The sequence below is a fragment of the Thermotoga neapolitana DSM 4359 genome, assembly GCF_000018945.1.
Taxonomy (GTDB): Bacteria; Thermotogota; Thermotogae; order Thermotogales; family Thermotogaceae; genus Thermotoga; species Thermotoga neapolitana.
In genome coordinates this window covers 1426378-1446310 of sequence record NC_011978.1, presented here as the reverse complement: position 1 = coordinate 1446310, position 19933 = coordinate 1426378, and the positions used below count along the sequence as shown (strand labels likewise).

General features: G+C 49.4%; 23 protein-coding genes, 1 other RNA gene and 1 pseudogene. 23 read left to right on the top strand and 2 right to left on the bottom strand.

Features of this window, described 5'->3' with window-relative positions; all coding sequences use genetic code 11:
* The first annotated feature begins 4 nt into the window (after positions 1-4).
* The 23 genes and pseudogenes from CTN_RS07395 (at position 5) to CTN_RS07295 (ending at position 19227) form a co-directional block, all read left to right on the top strand.
* Complete coding sequence (locus tag CTN_RS07395; RefSeq protein ID WP_015919944.1) at positions 5-1504, top strand: TrkH family potassium uptake protein; 1500 nt, start codon at positions 5-7, stop codon at positions 1502-1504.
* Positions 1501-2763 carry a histidine--tRNA ligase gene (gene hisS / locus CTN_RS07390; protein ID WP_038067857.1) on the top strand — a complete coding sequence of 421 codons (1263 nt, stop codon included), beginning with the start codon at positions 1501-1503 and terminating at the stop codon, positions 2761-2763. The genes CTN_RS07395 and hisS overlap by 4 nt, the downstream gene beginning before the upstream one ends.
* A gap of 28 nt (positions 2764-2791) precedes the next feature.
* Complete coding sequence (locus tag CTN_RS07385) at positions 2792-3283, top strand: hypothetical protein (protein ID WP_015919942.1); 492 nt, start codon at positions 2792-2794, stop codon at positions 3281-3283.
* Between the two features lie 18 nt (positions 3284-3301).
* Entirely contained in the window at positions 3302-4132 is an 831-nt protein-coding gene (locus tag CTN_RS07380) for a hypothetical protein (protein WP_015919941.1), read from the top strand.
* 39 nt (positions 4133-4171) lie between these two features.
* Positions 4172-5800, top strand: a complete 1629-nt coding sequence (argS, locus tag CTN_RS07375) for an arginine--tRNA ligase (RefSeq protein ID WP_414625528.1) — start codon at positions 4172-4174, stop codon at positions 5798-5800.
* Positions 5801-5803: 3 nt separating this feature from the next.
* Positions 5804-7123 (top strand): 23S rRNA (uracil(1939)-C(5))-methyltransferase RlmD, encoded by a 1320-nt coding sequence (rlmD, locus tag CTN_RS07370; RefSeq protein WP_015919939.1) that lies wholly within the window; start codon positions 5804-5806, stop codon positions 7121-7123.
* Positions 7123-7689, top strand: coding sequence for a hypothetical protein (locus tag CTN_RS10125; RefSeq protein WP_231556073.1), 567 nt, complete (start codon positions 7123-7125; stop codon positions 7687-7689). The genes rlmD and CTN_RS10125 overlap by 1 nt, the downstream gene beginning before the upstream one ends.
* The gene (purB, locus tag CTN_RS07365) at positions 7574-8833 is read left to right on the top strand and encodes an adenylosuccinate lyase (protein WP_231556099.1); all 1260 of its coding nucleotides are present in this window, start codon (positions 7574-7576) and stop codon (positions 8831-8833) included. Before CTN_RS10125 ends, purB begins: the two co-directional genes overlap by 116 nt.
* A 5-nt stretch (positions 8834-8838) precedes the next feature.
* Complete coding sequence (locus tag CTN_RS07360) at positions 8839-10032, top strand: adenylosuccinate synthase (protein ID WP_015919936.1); 1194 nt, start codon at positions 8839-8841, stop codon at positions 10030-10032.
* 3 nt (positions 10033-10035) lie between these two features.
* Positions 10036-10977: an ornithine carbamoyltransferase gene (argF, locus tag CTN_RS07355; RefSeq protein WP_015919935.1), complete on the top strand. Its 942-nt coding sequence runs from the start codon at positions 10036-10038 to the stop codon at positions 10975-10977.
* Positions 10978-10986: 9 nt separating this feature from the next.
* Positions 10987-11517 (top strand): annotated as a pseudogene (locus CTN_RS10265) (CPBP family glutamic-type intramembrane protease); the annotation flags it as partial.
* Between the two features lie 43 nt (positions 11518-11560).
* Positions 11561-12154 carry a dTMP kinase gene (tmk, locus tag CTN_RS07350; protein ID WP_038067850.1) on the top strand — a complete coding sequence of 198 codons (594 nt, stop codon included), beginning with the start codon at positions 11561-11563 and terminating at the stop codon, positions 12152-12154.
* A complete protein-coding gene (locus CTN_RS07345) occupies positions 12144-13247 on the top strand; it encodes an ABC transporter permease (RefSeq protein ID WP_015919932.1) in 1104 nt (367 codons plus the stop codon). The genes tmk and CTN_RS07345 overlap by 11 nt, the downstream gene beginning before the upstream one ends.
* A 2-nt stretch (positions 13248-13249) precedes the next feature.
* The gene (yfcE, locus tag CTN_RS07340; RefSeq protein WP_038067848.1) at positions 13250-13807 is read left to right on the top strand and encodes a phosphodiesterase; all 558 of its coding nucleotides are present in this window, start codon (positions 13250-13252) and stop codon (positions 13805-13807) included.
* The gene (gene rnc, locus CTN_RS07335) at positions 13800-14522 is read left to right on the top strand and encodes a ribonuclease III (RefSeq protein ID WP_015919930.1); all 723 of its coding nucleotides are present in this window, start codon (positions 13800-13802) and stop codon (positions 14520-14522) included. The genes yfcE and rnc overlap by 8 nt, the downstream gene beginning before the upstream one ends.
* Positions 14519-15478, top strand: coding sequence for an elongator complex protein 3 (locus CTN_RS07330; protein ID WP_015919929.1), 960 nt, complete (start codon positions 14519-14521; stop codon positions 15476-15478). The genes rnc and CTN_RS07330 overlap by 4 nt, the downstream gene beginning before the upstream one ends.
* Positions 15478-15792, top strand: coding sequence for a cation:proton antiporter subunit C (locus CTN_RS07325; protein ID WP_244857339.1), 315 nt, complete (start codon positions 15478-15480; stop codon positions 15790-15792). The genes CTN_RS07330 and CTN_RS07325 overlap by 1 nt, the downstream gene beginning before the upstream one ends.
* On the top strand, positions 15789-17153 hold the full coding sequence (locus CTN_RS07320) for a cation:proton antiporter (protein ID WP_015919927.1): 1365 nt from the start codon (positions 15789-15791) through the stop codon (positions 17151-17153). The genes CTN_RS07325 and CTN_RS07320 overlap by 4 nt, the downstream gene beginning before the upstream one ends.
* Positions 17129-17491, top strand: a complete 363-nt coding sequence (locus CTN_RS07315; RefSeq protein WP_015919926.1) for a Na+/H+ antiporter subunit E — start codon at positions 17129-17131, stop codon at positions 17489-17491. The genes CTN_RS07320 and CTN_RS07315 overlap by 25 nt, the downstream gene beginning before the upstream one ends.
* Entirely contained in the window at positions 17488-17730 is a 243-nt protein-coding gene (locus CTN_RS07310) for a hypothetical protein (protein WP_015919925.1), read from the top strand. The genes CTN_RS07315 and CTN_RS07310 overlap by 4 nt, the downstream gene beginning before the upstream one ends.
* Positions 17727-17963: a monovalent cation/H(+) antiporter subunit G gene (locus CTN_RS07305; protein WP_015919924.1), complete on the top strand. Its 237-nt coding sequence runs from the start codon at positions 17727-17729 to the stop codon at positions 17961-17963. The genes CTN_RS07310 and CTN_RS07305 overlap by 4 nt, the downstream gene beginning before the upstream one ends.
* Entirely contained in the window at positions 17960-18628 is a 669-nt protein-coding gene (locus tag CTN_RS07300; protein WP_015919923.1) for a Na(+)/H(+) antiporter subunit B, read from the top strand. Before CTN_RS07305 ends, CTN_RS07300 begins: the two co-directional genes overlap by 4 nt.
* A complete protein-coding gene (locus CTN_RS07295; RefSeq protein ID WP_015919922.1) occupies positions 18625-19227 on the top strand; it encodes a Na(+)/H(+) antiporter subunit B in 603 nt (200 codons plus the stop codon). Before CTN_RS07300 ends, CTN_RS07295 begins: the two co-directional genes overlap by 4 nt.
* Here the strand turns inward: CTN_RS07295 and CTN_RS07290 are convergent.
* The gene (locus CTN_RS07290; RefSeq protein WP_049750498.1) at positions 19219-19665 is read right to left on the bottom strand and encodes a hypothetical protein; all 447 of its coding nucleotides are present in this window, start codon (positions 19663-19665) and stop codon (positions 19219-19221) included. The genes CTN_RS07295 and CTN_RS07290 overlap by 9 nt on opposite strands.
* Positions 19665-19930, bottom strand: an RNA gene (ffs, locus tag CTN_RS09740) — signal recognition particle sRNA large type. The genes CTN_RS07290 and ffs overlap by 1 nt, the downstream gene beginning before the upstream one ends.
* Between the last annotated feature and the right edge of the window lie 3 nt (positions 19931-19933).

The following is a 19933-nucleotide window of genomic DNA, read 5'->3' as shown; positions in this document are numbered from 1 at the left end:
GAAGTTGGAAGACATCCTGACGAGCACGAAGCACAGGTTGAAGGTGATTTTCTGGTACGTGGGCCAGCTCCTTGTGTGGTTTCCGATTATTTTGCTTTCACCGGTGATTTTCGTGTTCTTCTATCCAGACGAATGGTATTACATAACCTCGTTTCTTGTACCTTCTGTCGTTTCTTTTATCCTGGGAATACTTCTCAAAAAGGTCTCCAGGCTGAAAGAAACGCACGTGGTGGGATACCAGGAAGGGGCCGTCATCGTCGTCACGACGTGGGTGGTTGCGGTGATTCTCTCAGCGATACCCTTTGTTGTGGCGGGTTTTCTGGACTTTCATCAGGCGGTTTTTGAGGCAACGAGCGGCTGGACGACAACCGGACTCACCATGTTCCCTGATGTTGAAAGTCTTCCGCACATTTTCCTTGCCTGGAGAAGCATCATGCAATTCATCGGAGGGGCAGGATTTGCGGTCATCATGCTCGCCACCCTCATAGGTCCTCTGGGGGCTTCCCTCTACGGTTCAGAGGGTAGAGTTGACAACATTCTTCCCAACGTGACACAGTCCACCAAGGTGATAATGGTCATATACGTGACTTACGCTGCGGCCGGTATGCTGGCACTCCATCTCGCAGGCATGCCATGGTTCGACGCCTTCAATCACTCACTAACCGCCCTCGCAACGGGGGGATTTTCTGTGAGAAACACCAGCATAGGCTACTACAACAGTGTACCGATAGAGGTTATAACGATCGTTCTGATGATCCTCGGAGGAACGGGCTTTGGAATACACTATACCCTCTGGAAGGGAAACCTCAAGGCCTTTTTGAAAAACGGTGAACCCTGGCTCATGGGTTCCACCGTTGTCATCACATCATTGTTTCTGCTTCCCCAGGCAAAGAAGGTGTTTCAAGAAAAAGCACTGAGATACGTTGTGTTTCAGGTGGTGTCTGCCATAACGGGTACCGGGTTTTCGAACGCCGACCTTTCACCGTGGGTGGGTCTGTTTCCCATTGGGGTCTTTCTGCTCACGGTCATTATGATGCTCGGAGGTATGATGGATTCGACAGCGGGTGGATTGAAACAGTTCAGGGTGTTCGTGATGCTGAAGATGATATACCAGTCGATACGGGGCTTCATCGGCCCAAGGAGACGGGTGGAAAAGATCATCGTCTGGAAAGGGGAATCTCGAAGAACGATCGACAACGGTATCATCAAAGACATGTTCGTTTTCTTCGGGATTTACGCCCTGACCTACCTGATCGGTACCCTGATTCTCATGAGTTATGGGTACAGTCCTCTTGTTTCCATGTTCGAGTTTTCTTCTGCCATGAACGGAGTAGGACTTTCGGTGGGACTCACAGGACCTGATCTTCCCAGAGGCGTACTCTGGACCATGACCGTGGGAATGTTCCTTGGCAGGCTGGAATTTCTGGTGGTCTTCTACGCGATAGCAAGGATCATAAGGGATGTGAAGATCCTCTTTGAGGAGAGTGGAGGTGAGAACAGTTGAAATACAGGAGAATAAAAGGAACAAACGATGTCTTCGGGGAGGAGATATGGTACTGGAGGTTCGTGGAGGAGACCTTCAGAGAAGTCTGTGAAAGTTTCGGGATGGAGGAAATCAGAACTCCTATTTTTGAGCAGACGGAGCTCTTCGTGAGAAGCGTTGGAGAAGAGTCGGACATCGTTCAAAAAGAAATGTACACCTTTGAAGACAAGGGTGGCAGAAGCATCACACTGAGGCCGGAAGGAACAGCTCCCATCGTGAGGGCTTTTCTCGAGAACTCTTTCGTGAACAGGGGTTTCCAGCAGAGGTACTACTACATAGGTCCGATGTTTCGTTACGAGAAACCTCAATCCGGCAGGTTGAGGCAGTTCCACCAGGTGGGGTTTGAGATCTTCGGATCTGAGTCTCCCGGAGCAGACCTCGAAACGATCCTGGCGGTCGACAACTTTCTGAAGAGGCTCGGTCTCACAAAGTACACCATTCATCTGAACTCCATAGGGTGTCCGGAGTGCAGGAAAAATTACCGTGAAGCCCTGAGAGAATACTACGGAAAGCATCTGAACGATCTCTGCGACGATTGCAAAAGGCGCTACGAGACAAACATCTTGAGGTTGCTCGATTGCAAAATAGATCATGAACTTGCTCTGAACGCACCGAAGAGTACCGACTACCTCTGCGAACCGTGCAGGGAACATTACGAAAAACTGAAAGACTATCTGAACGAATTCGAAATAAAGTACGTGGAAGATCACACGCTCGTGAGAGGGCTGGACTACTACACAAGAACTGTTTTTGAAGTGAGACACGAGGGGCTCGGCGCACAGAACGCTATAGCTGGCGGTGGTAGGTACGATGGATTGTTCTCCGATCTCGGCGGTGGCACCGTTCCTGCGCTGGGTTTTGCCGGAGGAATAGAGAGAATTGTTCTCGCCCTGAAGGCGGAAGGAATAGAGGTTCCCAGGAAAAACGTTCACTATATCTACGTTGCAACCATAGGTGAGGATGCCTTCAAAGAAGGTATGAAACTCGCCATGGAGTTGAGAAAGAAAGGGTTGAACGTGGATGTGGATATCATGAACAGGAACCTATCAGGACAGTTGAAGCACGCAGACCGACTCGGCGCAAAGTACGTGGTCATAGTTGGAGATGAAGAGTTGGAGAAAGGTGTGGTTGTACTCCGGAACCTTGAAACGGGAGATCAGGTGGAGATAGACAAAGAATTCGCCATCGAATACATCTTCGAAAAGGCTTCAAAAGAATGATGCTATACTTGAAATTGGGTGGATCGAATTGAAAATCCTGGTGGGTTCACCGGTGTCTCTGGAGGAATTCGAATCTGTAGATCTTTTCGTGTCGTGGCTGGACGTGATACCGGACAACGCCACGTTTTCCGTTGTGGGCACTGAGAAGTTCTTCATCGTGGGAAGAAACGGGAGAGAGTGGAAGAAAGGTTACGAATTTGGAATCGTGGACATCGGTGTGAGGACACTTGTGGTGGGCGGGGAACTCGCCCTCTATCCGGAAGCGTTCTATATAGCGAAAGAAAACGGTGCAAAACTCGTCATTGGTTTCAGTGAGGCTCACAATTTCGCAGATTTCAACTTTATAAAAGCAAAATTCTGGGCGCACACGCAGGAAACGGAACTCATTTCCATCTCGCTCTTGAACTTCCAGGGAAGGGTCTACAACAACGTCTACTTTCCTCTGGAGAAAACAAAAAACAAAACCGGTGTCGTGGCGGAAGGGATAGCTCCTGTTTTTCTTGAGTTTGGAAGTGATTAGCCTTGGGAGAATCCGAGAATGTTTGAAGGATTGCTATGGAGTCTGGCAAAGAAGAAACTGATCCCAAAAAGAAAGATCTCACGGGTGCACCGAAAGAGGAAAGGTGTAAAGAGGGTTGTGTGCGTGCTTTTTCCTCTGAGTCAGACCTTCAGATCTGCGGACGAATTCATCGACAACCTCATGGAGGTCGTTCGTGAGGACCTTCCCTTCGCCGATCTGCTGGTGTTTCCAAGATTGACCGGAAATCTACTGATGGGGGTATTGCCCTTCAAGATCGAAAAGTTTGAAAAACTGGAACCGTTCTATGTGGATCTGCTCCGGTACATATCGAAGAATCTGGACATTCCTGTGATCTCGCCCGGTGTGGAAACTTTCAGATCGGTCCCGGATGTTCTGGTGGTGAAGAACGGAGAGATCCAGCAACGTCATGCACCCGACATTGGTCATCTCGTTGTTGATCTGGACGACTGGCGAGTGGCGATTCTAAAAAAAGAGGAAACACTTTCTTCAAAGAGTTTGAGGCCTCTTGTGGAGAAAGATGTGTTCACCTTCATACATTTTGAACTGGAAACGGAGGAAAAGGACTGGTGGAATGAGAAGAGAGGTCTGTGGGCCAGATCTCAGAGCCTCGAGGTCTTTGGAATAAAGCTCTCTCCAAAGGGGACCTTTCGAGGCAGATCCTACAAAGGAAAAAGCTACATCAGTGCTCCCATTCCCCTCACGCCGAATCTGACGGGCTTTCTGAGACAGGACGGTGGTGTGAAGATGTCAGCCGATCTTGAACTGGAACTCCTGAAGGAAAGAAGGCACAGGATAGATACGGTAAAACACATCCTTTTCAGAGGATGAGATACTGCAGACGCGGAGGTGCAGAATGTGCTGGTGAACATGGTCAGTGAAAGGGTCGAAAGGGTTGTTTCCAAGCAATACAGTACGACCGTGGACTTCGAAATCGAGGTGCCTCCAAGGAAGGAGTTCGGTGATCTTTCCACCAACGTTGCCATGAAACTCGCAAAGCAACTGAAGAAGAATCCACGGGAGATCGCACAGGAGATCGCCGGGTTGCTCATCGAGGACAGTGTGTTCGACAGAATAGAGGTTATGGGACCTGGCTTCATAAACTTCTTTCTCTCGAACGAAATTCTCCATGAAGTCGTGAAAACGATCCTCGAGCAGGGAGAAGAGTACGGAAGAGAGAACGTGGGAAAGGGATTGAAGATACAGTTCGAATATGGAAGCGCAAATCCCACGGGTCCCTTCACGGTGGGACACGGAAGGCAAATCGTGATCGGAGATGTGCTTTCGGAGGTTTTCAAGGAACTCGGCTACGACGTCACAAGAGAGATGTACATAAACGATGCAGGAAAACAGATAAAACTCCTTGCACAGTCGCTCTGGGTAAGGTACAACGAAATTTTCGGAGTGAAGATGGAAATACCGGAGGGTGGTTACCGCGGTGAGTATCTTGTGGATATAGCAAAAGAACTGGCAAGCGAAATAGGAGACAGATACAAAAATGTGTGGAACGAAGAGGTGGAAGAGTTCTTCAAAAATGCCGCACTCGATCGAATCCTTTCCTCCATGAAGAACACACTGGAGAGGATGGGATCGTCGTTCGATGTCTATTACTCCGAGATGAGTCTCATAGAGGATGGCACCGTTGAAGAGGTTCTGAGGATACTGAAGGAAAAAGATCTGGTTTACGAAAAAGACGGTGCTCTGTGGCTCAGGGTATCGAAGTTTGTAGAAGAAGATGACAAGGTGCTTGTGAGAAGCGATGGAACTTACACGTACTTCATGACGGACATCGCCTATCATTACAAAAAGTACAGGAGGGGGTTTAAGAGGGTCTACGACATCTGGGGAAGTGACCATCATGGACACATCCCGCGAATGAAAGCAGCGATGAAAGCACTCGACATACCGGATGATTTCTTCAACGTCATTCTCCATCAGTTCGTCACACTGAAGCGTGGTGGGGAAACCGTCCGCATGTCCACAAGAGCAGGAGAGTTCATCACCCTGGACGAACTTCTGGACGAAGTGGGAAAGGATGCAGCACGTTACTTCTTCGCCATGGTGGACCCGAACAACCACATGGTTTTCGACATCGACCTTGCCAAAGCGAAGACCATGGACAATCCCGTCTACTACGTTCAGTACGCACACGCGAGAATATCGAACCTTTTCCTGAACGCAGAGAAAAAAGGTGTTGAGTTCGAACAGGGAAAGGATCTTGACCTTCTTGGAAACGAAGAAGAGAGGACTCTGATGAGAAACCTCGGTATGTTCAGCAGCGCCTTGAAAGAAGTGGCAAAGATGTTTGCTCCCAACAGACTCACCAACTACCTTCAGATGCTTTCAGAATCTTTCCACGTGTTCTACACAAAGCACGTGATCGTTGACCCTGAAAACAAAGCGCTTTCGAACGCCAGGTTGAATCTCGCACTTGCGACCAAGATCGTTCTGAAAAAGGGCCTGAAACTCCTTGGAATCTCAGCACCAGAAAGGATGTGACAGATGCTGGAGCACGTCAGAATAGACAAAATGGTCAACGGAGGATACGGACTTGCCCGCCTCCAGAATGGAAAGATCGTCCTTGTGGAAGGCGCATATCCTGGAGAAGAGGCATTGATCAAAACGTTCCGAGAAAAGAAGGACTTTGCGTTCGGAAAGGTAGTGTCTCTGATAAAAGAATCGGAGGATCGGGTCAAACCTCCCTGCAGGTACTTTGGTCGTTGTGGTGGCTGTCACTGGATGGACATCAGATACGAAAAACAGCTCCTCTACAAGAAAGAAATCGTTGAAGATCTCTTCGAAAGAATGAAACTGGACGTTGAAGTGGAGGACGTGGAACCGAGTGATCTTGTGTTTCATTACAGAACGAAAATGGAGTTCCATCTTCAGGGAAAAAGGCTCGGTCTGAAACGGCGAGGTTCTGATTTTGTGATAGATATCAGATCCTGTGAGGTTGCTCCGGAGGGGACCGGTGAAATACTGGAGATCGTCAGAAAGGCAGTTCAGGTTCTGAACATACCGGTTTACAATCGCCTGACGAGAAAAGGCGTGCTGAAACATGTTGTCATCAGATACGCTTTCAGCACGGACCAGTTGATGGTCATCTTCGTGACCAAAACGGAGTCCTTCCCATGGGGAAAAAGCCTGGTTCAGGCCATTTTGAAGGATATTCCAAAAGTACACTCAATCATACATGTGATGAATTCGAAGGATTCCGTTGTTTTGAGAGGGCCCTACAGGACCCTCTACGGAGAAGGAGTGATCGTGGAAGAGTTCGACTGGGAAAAATTCCAGATCCCACCTACCGCCTTCTTTCAGAGCAACTATTCGGTCACCTCTAAACTGATAGACCACGTCTACAGGGAACTTGATCTTCAGGGAAACGAAGTGGTGCTAGATCTTTACGCAGGAATTGGAACGTTCTCGATGAGGACATCTTACTCTTCGGCGAGGGTCATCGCCGTTGAGTCAAGCAGAGTGGCGGTGAAGGCGGGAAAGGCCAACGCAAACGTGAACGGTCGAAGGAACATAGAGTACATAGAAAGTGACGTTCTGGATTTCCTGAAATCTTACCAGGGTAGGGCAGATAAGGTGATCCTGGATCCTCCCAGATCGGGAGCAGGGCTTGATGTGATGAAAGAGATTCTGAGACTTTCTCCTGAAAGAGTTGTCTACGTTTCATGTGAACCCTCCACACTGGTGAGGGATGTTCAGTTCCTCCAGAATGAAGGCTACTCCGTTGTACGGGTAAAACCCTTTGACATGTTTCCTCAGACCTACCATGTGGAGACGGTCGTGACGCTGGTGAAGGGGGAACGATGATGCTTGGACTTGCGCTCTCTCTGATCTTTTCTGTTCTTTCATGGAAGGAGAGCCTCTTGCTTTCTATCCTTGTTCCTGTGATCTCCCTGTTTTTTCTTTCGGACAAAAGAGAAAAAAACAGGAACATCTTCTACATAAGTCTTGTGTTCCTTTTGATACTCGAAGCGTTCGAATATGTAAGAGGTGTGAGTTACGATCTGGCAGAGACGTACCTTGTGGTGTCCTTCATCTTTCTCGTCGTCTCTGATTTTGTGAGAAAGAGAGTGACAAATGTGATTTTCATGGCGGTCTTCTGGTTTTTCGTTTCACTATCGCTCTGGAAGGTGGCAAGCGTAAAATATCCCGGTGCCTCTTATCTTGTTTTTCCTGCCGTGGCATTCATATTTCTGAGAGATGTCTTCAGGAGGGAGAGAGATGGTAGAGAGGTACGCCCTGTCTCCAATGAAGGAGCTGTGGACGGAGGAGGCGAAGTACAGAAGGTGGCTGGAAGTGGAACTGGCGGTGATGAAGGCCTACGAGGAACTGGGAACGATTCCGAAAGGCGTGACGGAAAGGGTAAGGAATAAGGCCAGAATAGATGTGGAACTCTTCAAGAAAATAGAGGAGAGGACGAACCACGACGTTGTGGCCTTTGTGGAAGGCATCGGAACGATGATCGGGGAAGATTCCAGGTTTTTCCACTACGGTCTCACCTCCTCGGACGTTCTTGACACCGCCAACTCTCTGGCGCTCGTCGAAGCCGGAAAGATTCTGCTTGACGCTCTGAAAAAACTCTGCGACGTGCTCTGGAATACAGCAAACAGATACAGGTACACCCCCACGATTGGAAGAACGCACGGCGTACACGCAGAACCTACTTCCTTCGGACTGAAGGTGCTCGGCTGGTATTCAGAGATGAAAAGAAACGTTCTTCGACTGGAAAGGGCGATCGAAGAAGTATCCTACGGAAAAATAAGCGGAGCCGTTGGAAACTATGCGAACGTGCCCCCTGAAGTTGAAGAGAGGGCTCTCTCCTACCTCGGGCTCAAGGCAGAGCCCGTTTCGACCCAGGTGGTCCCGCGCGACAGACACGCTCATTATCTTGCCACGCTGGGAATCATAGCAGCCGGAATCGAAAGAATCGCCGTTGAGATAAGACACCTTCAAAGAACGGAAGTACTCGAGGTCGAAGAACCCTTCAAAGAAGGCCAGAGAGGGTCAAGTGCCATGCCTCACAAGAAGAATCCCATCACCTGCGAACGATTGACGGGACTTTCCAGGATGATGCGGGCCTTCGTGGAACCTGCCCTGGAGAACGTTGCTCTCTGGCACGAGAGGGACATTTCCCACTCTTCAGTTGAGAGATACATCTTCCCGGACGCGACCCAAACTCTCTACTACATGATAGTCACTGCAACGAAGGTGATCAGGGACATGAGAGTGAACGAGGAAAAAATGAAAAAGAACCTGAATCTCACGAAAGGGCTCGTGTTTTCCCAGCGGGTTCTTCTGAAACTCATAGAAAAAGGCCTGACGAGAAAGGAAGCGTACGATATCGTTCAGAGAAACGCCCTGAAAACATGGGAATCTGAAAAACACTTCCTCGAACACCTGCTCGAGGACGAAGAGGTAAAAAAACTCGTTGCCGAAGAGGAACTGAGAGAACTCTTCGACACATCCTATTATCTGAGGTACGTGGACAGGATCTTCGAACGTTTCGAAAAGGAGTGAAGTGAATGAACCGTGTCGTTGTGGGACTTCAGTGGGGAGACGAAGGAAAGGGAAAAGTCGTGACGTACCTTTCCAGGTATCACGACATCGTGGTAAGGTACTCAGGTGGAGCAAACGCCGGTCACACGGTGAATTACGGAACGTTCAAAGTGGTCCACCACCTTCTTCCATCCGCAGACTTCACCAGGAACGTGGGAGTGGCCATAGGAAACGGTGTTCTCCTGGACCCTCAGGTCTTCACGAAGGAACTGATCGAGCTGAAGGAAAGGTTTCCTGAATACTCAGGGGATATTTTCATCTCCGAGAACGCGCACGTGGTTCTTCCTGTGCACAAAGAAGTGGACCAGAGGGTGGACGAGGTTCTGAAGATAGGTACCACAAAAAGAGGAATTGGTCCTGCATGTGCCGACAGGGTCATGAGAGCAAACGTGAGAATCGCCGAACTCCACGATGAAAAAAAGGCCAGATCGCTCCTTGAGAAAAACCTTTCCCTGAAAAGCCTCTACAACCTCACCTTCGATGTTGAAGAGGTACTGGACGACCTTCTGAACTTTTACAACGTCATAAAGGGTTTTGTTGTTTCTTCGATCCAGATGAAGAGAATCCTCGAAGAAAAAAGCGCTCTCTTTGAAGGCACTCAGGGTGTCCTTCTCGATCTTGATGTGGGAACATATCCGTACGTTACGAGCATGAACTGTTCCTCGTCGGGTGTGAGCGCTGGTATGGGTTTCCCGGTGAAGATAGACGAAACGATCGGTGTCTTCAAGGCGTACACGACGAGGGTGGGAGAAGGGCCATTTCCGACGGAACTCTTCGGAGAGGAAGGAGAAGCGCTGAGGAAGGCCGGACACGAATACGGGTCCACCACGGGCCGTCCAAGAAGATGTGGTTGGCTCGATCTTCCGCTCCTCAACTACGCCATAGAGGTGGCCGGTGTTGACACGCTCGTTATGACGAAAGCGGACGTACTGAACGGTTTTGAGAAGGTGAAGGTCTGTGTGAGATACAAAGACGGCAGAGAACTGCTTTCTCTCAGGGACCTGGATAAAAAAGAGCCCGTGTATGAAGCCTTCGATGGATGGAAGTCGCTTGAGAGCAAAGAGTTCGATCGCTTCGTGAACTTCATAGAAAAGGAAACAGGAAAACCGATAAAGTACATATCCACGGGCGAAAAAATAGAGGACATCGTGGAGGTGTAGAGGATGCCTTTCAATTTGAAAGGAAGGTCACTTCTGACGCTTCTCGACTTCTCTCCTGAAGAGATCAGATATCTGCTCGATATAGCATATCAGGTGAAAAGGGAAAGTAGATCCAGATTGAGAACGGAAAGGTTCAGGGGTATGACACTCGCCATGATATTCGAAAAGCGCTCCACGAGGACAAGACTTGCCTTCGAAACTGCCTTCGCGGAGGAGGGGGGACATCCCATTTTCCTGTCACCGAACGACATACACCTCGGTGCGAAGGAATCCCTCGAAGACACCGCCCGTGTCCTCGGAAGGATGGTGGACGCCATCATGTTCAGGGGTTACAGACAGGAAACGGTGGAAACGCTGGCGAAGTACTCCGGGGTGCCCGTTTACAATGGACTCACGGACGAGTTCCATCCCACCCAGGCGCTTGCCGATCTGATGACGATAGAAGAGAACTTCGGAAGACTCAGGGGGATAAAGGTTGTCTTCATGGGTGACACCAGAAACAACGTGGCAACATCGCTCATGATCGCCTGCTCGAAGATGGGGATGAACTTTGTGGCCTGTGGACCAGAGGAATTGAAACCAAGGCCGGAGATATATAAAAAGTGTGAAGAGATAGTAAAAGAAACAGGAGGAAGCGTATCGTTCACACCGGACCCGGAAGAAGCCCTGAAAGACGCGGACGTGGTCTACACGGACGTGTGGGCATCCATGGGAGAAGAAGACAGAGAAAAGGAAAAAATCGCTCTCCTGAAACCGTATCAGGTGAACGAAAGGGTCATGGAGATGACTGGGAAACCGGAGACGATCTTCATGCACTGCCTGCCCGCCGTAAAAGGGCAGGAAGTAACCTACGAGGTGATAGAAGGAAAGCAGAGCAGAGTCTGGGACGAAGCGGAGAACAGAAAACACACCATAAAGGCCATCATGATAGCGACCTTACTGTGAGGTGAGCAGATGAGCTTTCTGTACTCCATCATCGCACTTGCACTGTATCTTCTTTTCATGTTCTCAATAAATCTCTTCAGAATAAGGCGCTTTGAGAGGGCCATCTTCTTTCAATCGATACTTGGGCTGGCCGGTGCCGTTGTAACGTGTGTGGCGTTTCGATATACACCGTCTTTCAAAGTGAGTTTTGCCGATCTTCACTGGTTTCTCCTCCTTCTTCTCGTGAACGTGTTCTTCATGAAAAACGGTGGAGCGGGTTTTCCTTCGTTCATGAACTGGTTCACTGTGATGATCTCTGTGGCTTTCATATCACCGTTTTCTGAGGAACTCTTCTTCAGGGGAGTTCTTCTGAAACTGAACGGATACAACATATGGGTGAACGCATTCATCTTCTCGTCTCTTCATCTTTTCAACGTGATCGTTGGATTTGAGAGGTTCTTTCTGGTGAACCTCATCTACAGATTTGTCGTAGCCCTCGTGTTTGCCCACAGTGTCGCTATCAGTGGTTCGCTGTTTCCGGCCGTTTTTTACCACGTGACCAACAATCTTGTCGCTTTCATCCTGATGACCAGGAGGGGAAGGAATGCTCGTGAGTTTCGAGGGGATAGACGGATGTGGGAAGAGTACACAGGCGAATCTGCTGGTACGGTACCTGGAGGAGAGGAAACAGAAGGTGATCCTGAGGAGGGAACCGGGGGGAACGAAGATAGGAGAGAAGATCAGAGAGATCCTGATGAAGGAAGAGATGACACCAAAGGCTGAACTTCTTCTGTTTCTTGCTTCGAGGAATCTACTTGTGGAGGACATCAAGCACTACCTTTTCAGAGGGTACTTCGTTGTGCTCGACCGATATGTGGATTCCAGCGTCGCGTACCAGGGATTCGGAAGGGGTCTTGGAAAGGAAGTCGTGGAAAAGTTGAACGCCTTCGCAACGGATGGACTGATACCCGATGTGACCTTCTACATCGACATAGATGTGGAAACGGCCCTCAGGAGAAAGGGAGAACTGAACCGCTTTGAAAAAAGAGAGTTCCTGGAACGGGTGAGAAAGGGTTATCTTCTTCTAGCAGAAGAGCATCCGGAGAGGATCGTGATACTCGATGGAAACAGAACCGTGGAGGAGATACACAGGATGGTGGTGGAAGAGATCGAAAGAAGGTGGAAATTTGACGGTTAAACTGGCGCTGGTAGAACTGAAGAGAATCTTCAAGAGGAAGATGTCCCTCATAACGATCATCATCACACCGGTGCTGGTGGTGCTGATCTCCCTTTTCTTCATGCAGGGATACAACCTTCAATCTATGAAACTCGGAATATACAACGAAGACAACAGTATCTGGTCTTCCCTCGTCATGAGGTTCATCGGCACCATTCTGAGACAGGAAAACATCGTCAAAGTCGGAGAGGATTACGAAGATCTCCTGAAAGAAGGTAAACTCAACGCCGTTATCATCATACCCAAAGGGTTTGCGGCGGAACTCTATGCCAAGCGGCCGACCCGAATGGTTTTCATACCGAGTCCAGTGGACCTTCATCTGGCCGCCGCCATCTACAACGTCTTGGATTCTGTCCTTGAGGACTTTCAGGGAAGTGCCTTCTTCGATCCAAAGGTTTTGAGGTACATCTTCACCAGTTCGGATTATCCCGTTCCCAGGCTGGCGTTGAAGGATTCCAGCCTCAGATTCTCCGATCTTGTCTCACCGTTCATCATATTCTTCACCGGGATCCTGATAACCGTTTCTCTTGCGTGTGTATCCACCTTTCTGGACAGGGAGAAGAACCTCCATGAGATGTTCCTCGTTTACAACCTTTCCTGGTGGGAGTATGCCCTTGGAAAGATCGTTGCTTACACGATCCTCGGCGTGTCCGTCTCACTGGCAGCGTACGTTCTCACACGACTTCTCACCGAAAGCAGTATGAGCTTTGTTCTTGTTTTCTTGTTGGTTGTTCTCAACTCTCTTCTTCATACTTCAGTTGGATTCATAGTCTCTGCGGTATCCTCTGACAAGAGTCTTGCGAACATTCTGGGAGTTTCCGTGATAGGAATTTCTCTCTTTTCGAGTGGTTTTGCCATTCCCATCAGCAACCTTCCAGAGTATCTGAAACGAATCGCCATGGCCACTCCCGTGTTCAAAACCATGTATACCCTCAGGCTCTACCAGCTGGAGCGCGCTGTGGACATACACTCGATATTCTACGTCGGAGTCTGGACTGCTGTCTTTCTTGCCCTATCGATTTTTTCCGGAAGGCTTGTCATAAGGAGGGGTTGAGGTTGAAAATTCTCGTTGTCTCAGACACCCACGGGGCCTTCTCTCCTGTGGAAAAGATCCTGAAAATCGCCGGTGCCTTCGATGAGATATGGCACCTTGGAGACGTTCTCTACCACGGGCCAAGAAATCCTCTGCCGGACGATTACAATCCGAAGGAGCTTGCCTCTCTTTTGAAGAAATACCGCATCAGGTACATCCGTGGAAACTGTGATGCGGACGTGGATGTACGATTTCTGGGGATACCAGAAATGCCACGAATAGGGATAGAGTACCTCGATGATGTGAAGATCCTTCTTGTCCACGGCGACCAGTTCGAGTACGATGAAGGAGATCCTACCTTGCTTGCGAAATCCCATGACTGTGGAGTGATCCTGTTCGGACACACACACGTTCCCATGGTCGAGAAAAGAGGGGGAATACTCCTGATAAACCCTGGATCACCCGCACTGCCCAAATCAGAAGACGGTCCAACATTTGGTATCATCGATACGGAGAGGAAGAAATTCCAGCTTCGTTCACTGGAAGGAGACCTTCTGGAAGAGGTGAGTCTCGTTGACTGAGAGTGAGAGAAGAACAGTGGAAGAACTTCAGAAAAGACTGGGAGTTCTTTTCAACGATGAAGAACTTCTCTTTCGTGCACTCTGTCACAGTTCCTATGCGAACGAGCAGAAACAGGCCGGAAGGGAAGATGTAGAGTCAAACGAAAAACTGGAATTTCTCGGTGACGCTGTTCTGGAACTTTTTGTCTGTGAGATTCTGTACCGGAAATATCCCGAAGCGGAAGTGGGCGATCTGGCCCGTGTGAAGTCCGCCGTTGCGAGTGAGGAAGTCCTCGCGAGGGTTTCCAGAAGGCTGGAACTGGGAAAGTACCTGTTTCTTGGAAAAGGAGAGGAGAAGACAGGAGGAAGAGAGCGAGATTCCATCCTTGCGGATGCCTTCGAGGCATTGCTTGCCGCACTCTATCTGGACCAGGGCTACCAGAAGATCAAGGATCTCTTCGAGGATGAGTTCGAGTCCTACATAGAAAAGATCATGAAGGGAGAAATACTGTTCGATTACAAGACCGCACTTCAGGAGATCGTGCAGAGGGAACACAAGACACCACCGGAATACGTGCTGGTGAGAACGGAGAAAAACGGCAGTGAGAAACTGTTCGTTGTCGAAGTCCGTGTGAACGATGAGACACTTGCCGTTGGCAGGGGAAGAACGAAGAAGGAAGCCGAGAAAGACGCAGCAAGGAAAGCCTACGAAAAGCTGGTGGCGGAAAAAACATGAAGATCATCCCTGTGTTTCTTCCTTATGCAGGCTGTAGGAAAAGATGCGTCTTCTGCGACCAGGTGAAAGCGACGGGACAGGTGAAGGTCCCGTCTCTTGATGACATCGCACAACTCATAGAGGAGTATTCGAAAACATCCAAAGAATACGAACTGGGATTCTACGGTGGAACGTTCACCGGCCTTTCCGAGCAGAAGATGGAGGAGTACCTGAGTTTCGTCAGAAGGTTTCCCGTGGTGAAATCGATCAGGATCTCCACCCGTCCAGACGAGGTGACGGTGGAAAAACTCGAGATTCTGAAAAAATACGATGTCGAAACGATCGAAGTGGGAGTTCAGTCCTTCTCGGACGAGGTGCTGGAGGCTTCAAAGAGGGGTTACACCTCCGATGAGGCAGAAAAGGCCTGTAAACTCATTAAGAAAATGGGGTTCAGATTGAGCGTGCATCTGATGGTGGGACTGCCGAAAAGCAGCAGAGAAGGCGAGATACTTTCTGCCCTGAGAACGATAGAGTGTGGTGCTGACCTGGTGAGGATACATCCCACTCTGGTCTTTGAAGGGACGGAGCTTCACAGAATGATGGAGGCTTCTCAATACAGTCCGCTCGACCTGGAGGAAGCGATAGATATTTGCTCTGACCTCGTGTGTATTCTGGAAGGTTGGGGGGTTCGGGTGATTAGGATAGGATACCACGTTCCGGTTGAACTCAGAAGATACGTGGTGGCAGGTCCCCTGGATCCTGCCCTTGGGGACAGGGTGAGAAGGGCAGTCATGAAGAAGGTGATGAGGAAATTGAACCCGACCAATGTGGTTGCTCCGAAAAATTACCTCGTGTGGTTTGAATCAGAAAAAGTGAAGGTGGGAGATGAATTTCTGTTCGACGAACTGACCTACGCCGATGCTCTTTTCCTTGTGGGAAAAGAGGTGATAGAAAGATGCTTGAACGGCTCTCTTTGATGGTGGTACTGGCAGGTCTTCTGGGCGTTCTTGTGAACAGAGATCTCATCAAGAAGATCATCTCGCTCGACATCATGGGAACCGGGGTTGTCAGCTTCTTCGTGATCGTGTCAAGAAAGCAGGGAAAGGATGTTCCGATACCATTTCATCCGGGTGCGGCCGATCCTGTTCCGCAGGCCCTTATCATCACCTCGATAGTGATCGGTTTTGCAACCGTCGCTCTTCTCGTCACCATAGCAAGCGTGATTTCCTCGAAGTATTCTTCTGTCTCTTCCGACAGACTCGACAGGAATCGAGGGGGAGAAAAAGAGTGATTTTCCTTTCCTACAATTTCTTTCTTGTGGCACTCGGTATTGTTCTTCTTTCTTTAAAAAGAAAAGCTCCGGTGTGGATGGTATGGATCAATTTTCTTTTCATTCTCGGTGTTGTTTTCGGCAATTACAGATTCGATCTCACACTGACAGGGGAGTTCGGTGTACACCTTCTGCTAGATCACATATCACATTACTTCCTTCTGCTCACCGCCCTGGTCTTCCTTGCTGTCTTTACCAGGAAGATGAGTGTGAATCTTTCGAATCTTCTCCTTGTCCTTATTGGGGTTCTCAATCTCACTTTCGTGAGCGCCGATCTGTTCAACCTCTACGTGACGATCGAGGCGGTATCTCTTCTCACCTTTCTGCTGGTTGTGGAGGGAAGAAAGAAGGTTCAATACTGGTCCGCTTTCAAATACCTGATCCTTGGAACGATCGGTATGAACGTGTACCTCACAGGTGTTGCCATTCTGTACGCAGAAAACGGCACCCTCTCCATATCCGGATTATCCGAAAATCCCTTTGCCACTTCCCTGATCACGTCCGGACTTCTTCTGAGGGCAGGAGTTTTTCTGTTCAGCATGTGGCTTCCACAACTTCACTCCGAAGCGGAAACGGTGATCTCTGCCGTCCTCTCTGGTGTGGTCGTAAAGAGTGCAGTCTACGGCCTTTTGAGGATGGAAGAAATTGTGAACTGGGAATTGATAGAGTACTTTGCAATATTCTCGGCTCTTTCCGGAGCTGTCCTTGCTTTTCTTTCCAGGGATTACAAAAGAACGCTTGCCTACAGCACGCTCTCGCAGATCGGAATAGTCCTCGTGTCCCCCATAACCGCTCCTGTGTACTCGCTGGCACACGGTGTTTCCAAGTCGTGGCTCTTTCTTCTGAAAGACGAACTTCCCGGCAGGAACACAGAAGAATGGGAAAGACTCGATTTCTGGACGTGGCTTTCGCTTGCACTGGCCAGTCTTTCGATCATGGGCTTTCCCGGGTTTTCGGGTTTTTCGAAGAACATGGTGCTTCTGGAAATCCACGGCTGGGAAAAACTTCTGATGGAGATCGCCTTCGCTGGAACTGCCGCCACGTTCTGGCGGTTTTTGATGAAGCCGTTTGTTTTTTCAGGTCAGGGAAGGATAAAACCCTACAGCGTAATACTTGCCGCTTCATCCGTTGTGATCGGAATTTTCTTTGCAAACTGGAAATCATCGCTTGAGAGTGTTCTTTTGATAGGATCAGGCCTTCTGGTTCATCTTCTTTTCAGAAGGTGCAGGATCGAAAGGTACCCTCTGGAGGATTTCGATTCCATGCTTGGAATCTACCTTCTTGGGACGGTGATGATGTGTCTGTTTTCGCTGCAGTGGTGACGGGGACAGTTTTCTTTGTGATTCTTTCCCAAAGAGTCACCATTCTGACCGTTGTCCTTGGGGCTCTCATGAGCCTCGCTGCCTACCTGTTCACAAGACCCACGCATTTTGAGAGATTCCCGGTTCTTGTTCTCAAACTCATCTACCACACGCCGAAGGCGATCTTCGAATCGATTGTGGTGATGCTGTCGTCCAGGGAGAGAAGTGCCTACGAGGTTTCGGTGGAGGATGAATGGGAAGAACTGGAAAAGACCCTCACGATCACTCTCACTCCAAAAACGCTGGTTGTCGTTTCCGATGAAGGGTACATAGTGGTTCATCGGGTGGGGAGAAGATGATCTGGATACTCACCGTTCCTCTCGTTTTGAGTGTTATCCTGGCTGTTTTGGGAAGAAACCGGTGGGAGAAACTACTCGGGATCTCCTCACTTTCTACCAAAACAGGTGTTCTGATATACGCACTGTCGTACCTTGTTCCGGGACTTTCCCAGGTGCGGGATGTTGCCATCTTCTACCTGCTTGCCGGTGGAAGTGGTGTGGTTCTTTTCTCATACTTTCTGAGGGGGAGAAAGGAATGATCTACATCGGTGTGGCACTGATGTGCCTTGGTACTTTCTTTGCTCTCATAAAGAGGGATTTTTACCTGAAGATACACTTCATAGGTATATCCGACACGGTGGGATCGCTCTTTGTGGTTTTCAACTTCTGGGAGGATGTCTCAAGGACCGTCCTCATGATGGTGATTCTGCTCGTGTGGGGACCGTTCATCTCCCACGTGATAGCGCGTATGTACACGGAGGGATCCTCTTGATAGAGTACATCGTTCTCCTTTCGATGATAACAATCTCTTTCTACACGATCTTCACACCGGTGAGAATGTTTTCGGTCATTGGAAGGACCGCCATCAGCGTTCTGGCGACACTACTTTACACCGTTCTTGCCGCACCAGACGTCGCCATAGCCGAGGCACTCCTGGGGGCCCTTCTCACAACCCTTGTTTATCTCATAGCTCTCAAATCCAGAGACAGAATAAAAGTTGGATTCACACCCGTGAGACTGCTCTTTGAGAAGATCGGAGAAGCTTTCACAGGCTTCGAATACGAACTCGTGAAGAGCTTCTGCGAAAAGTACGATTACGGGATGGAGTTCGTGGAATACGACTCTCTCGATGATCTGATGAAGGCACTGAATGATGGAAGGATAGACATCGGGTGCGGTGGTGTTTTCAGAGAAGACAGGAAGGGATACCTGGAAACGAAGATCTTTTACCTCGAAGACGAAAAGATCGACCTTCTGAGATACATGGACAGGACCTATCGAGGAGAAGAACTGAACCATATCTTTCAGAAGGAAGGAAGCTACCATATACTCTTTGCCGACGAGGAACTGAAGAGCCGGTTCAGACGCTTTTTGAAAACAGAAAAGGAATTTGTAGAAAGGCTCAAGAGGAAGTATTTTGGGGAGGAGAGCAGATGAGATGGGTCTGGATAGCGGTGCTTGTGATTTTTGGGGCTGTGCTGGTTGCAAGTGGGAGTTTCGAAAAGATTCCCATAGATCTCAGAGATACTGTGGTGGAAAATCCCATAACGCAGATATACCTTCTGAACAGGGTGTACGATACGGTGTTCGAGGTGCTCATCTTTTCCCTTGCGGTTCTGGGAGTCTCCTTTCACATGTCGTACCTTCCCGCTCCTGAAGAGATAAAGAGTATATCAGACGTTTCCATCAGGATCTTCACACGTTTCATCGCGTTCTTTCTTCTGGTGGGATCTCTGTACCTTGCGATCGAGGGTCATGTGAGTCCCGGTGGGGGGTTCTCGGCCGGAGTTGCGGGTGGAACGGCTCTTGCATTGATAGCCATGGTCGAGGAGTTCGAAAATTTCGAGAGGAAGTTCGAAAGGATGCGTGTACACTCTCTCGAGAAGATGATCATGGCTCTCTTTCTTTTCCTTGCTTTCCTGATTCTTCCTGGAAGGAACCTCATCGTTTTAGCCAACGTGATCGTGTATCTGAAGGTGATGCTGGGAAGCTGGATAGTGGTGTACTACTTCATAAAACACAGAGGACTACTCTGAAACCCCAAGATCGTAGGTTGTGCCTCCTATCCTCACGGAGAACACCTTTCCATCCTGAAGGAAAACTATCTTCTTCTTCGTTTCGAGTAGATAGTTGTTTCCTTCACCACTCAATCCTCTTCGAATCAGTTTGTACAGTCCATCGTTGAAGACCACAATGTAAGAGATCCTGCCGCTTTTTCCCTTGTAATCTGCATTGAAACTCAGACAGGATGGAGTAACGGAGGAAGAAGGTGTTTCTGCCTTTTTCACCTCGTACTCGTGCCTCATGAAATCCACAGCGTAGAGTTCATCGAGTGTTCTGTCCAGATCGTTCACAAGGTGGGCTTTTGTCTCCAGGGCAAGAGAGAGGGAGAGAAAGCCGATCAGTGCGATCGTGCAGAAACAGAAAAGCAAACTGAGAACCTCGACGATGGTGTAGCCAAACAAAAGATGCACCACGCACCCACCGTCGACATCCCCGGACCGGGGCGTACGTGGTCGGAGAGCTCCGGTCGGGCACCCCCACGGCACACGGAGACACCTGCTTATGGCTGCTCCCTCCCGGGCCTGACCAGGTTCACAGGGCTCCGTTGCGTAGGACCCGACCTTCATCGCTTCCGAACCACACCGTTTCCCGACCCGAAGAGCCTCGGGTGGGAGTTCGGCCCCGCATATGGCGGATTTCGGGTACAGGGGACCGCCAACCCCCCGCCTAGCGTGGTGC

Bases quoted from the DNA above. Each gene is read 5' to 3' on its own strand.
- CTN_RS07310 (WP_015919925.1), top strand. From the start codon at position 17,488: ATGATCTGGATACTCACCGTTCCTCTCGTTTTGAGTGTTATCCTGGCT.
- CTN_RS10125 (WP_231556073.1), top strand. From the start codon at position 7,123: ATGCTTGGACTTGCGCTCTCTCTGATCTTTTCTGTTCTTTCATGGAAG.
- rlmD (WP_015919939.1), top strand. From the start codon at position 5,804: ATGCTGGAGCACGTCAGAATAGACAAAATGGTCAACGGAGGATACGGA.
- CTN_RS07330 (WP_015919929.1), top strand. From the start codon at position 14,519: ATGAAGATCATCCCTGTGTTTCTTCCTTATGCAGGCTGTAGGAAAAGA.
- CTN_RS07325 (WP_244857339.1), top strand. From the start codon at position 15,478: ATGGTGGTACTGGCAGGTCTTCTGGGCGTTCTTGTGAACAGAGATCTC.
- CTN_RS07360 (WP_015919936.1), top strand. From the start codon at position 8,839: ATGAACCGTGTCGTTGTGGGACTTCAGTGGGGAGACGAAGGAAAGGGA.
- argS (WP_414625528.1), top strand. From the start codon at position 4,172: ATGGTCAGTGAAAGGGTCGAAAGGGTTGTTTCCAAGCAATACAGTACG.
- CTN_RS07305 (WP_015919924.1), top strand. From the start codon at position 17,727: ATGATCTACATCGGTGTGGCACTGATGTGCCTTGGTACTTTCTTTGCT.
- CTN_RS07295 (WP_015919922.1), top strand. From the start codon at position 18,625: ATGAGATGGGTCTGGATAGCGGTGCTTGTGATTTTTGGGGCTGTGCTG.
- CTN_RS07380 (WP_015919941.1), top strand. From the start codon at position 3,302: ATGTTTGAAGGATTGCTATGGAGTCTGGCAAAGAAGAAACTGATCCCA.
- tmk (WP_038067850.1), top strand. From the start codon at position 11,561: ATGCTCGTGAGTTTCGAGGGGATAGACGGATGTGGGAAGAGTACACAG.
- argF (WP_015919935.1), top strand. From the start codon at position 10,036: ATGCCTTTCAATTTGAAAGGAAGGTCACTTCTGACGCTTCTCGACTTC.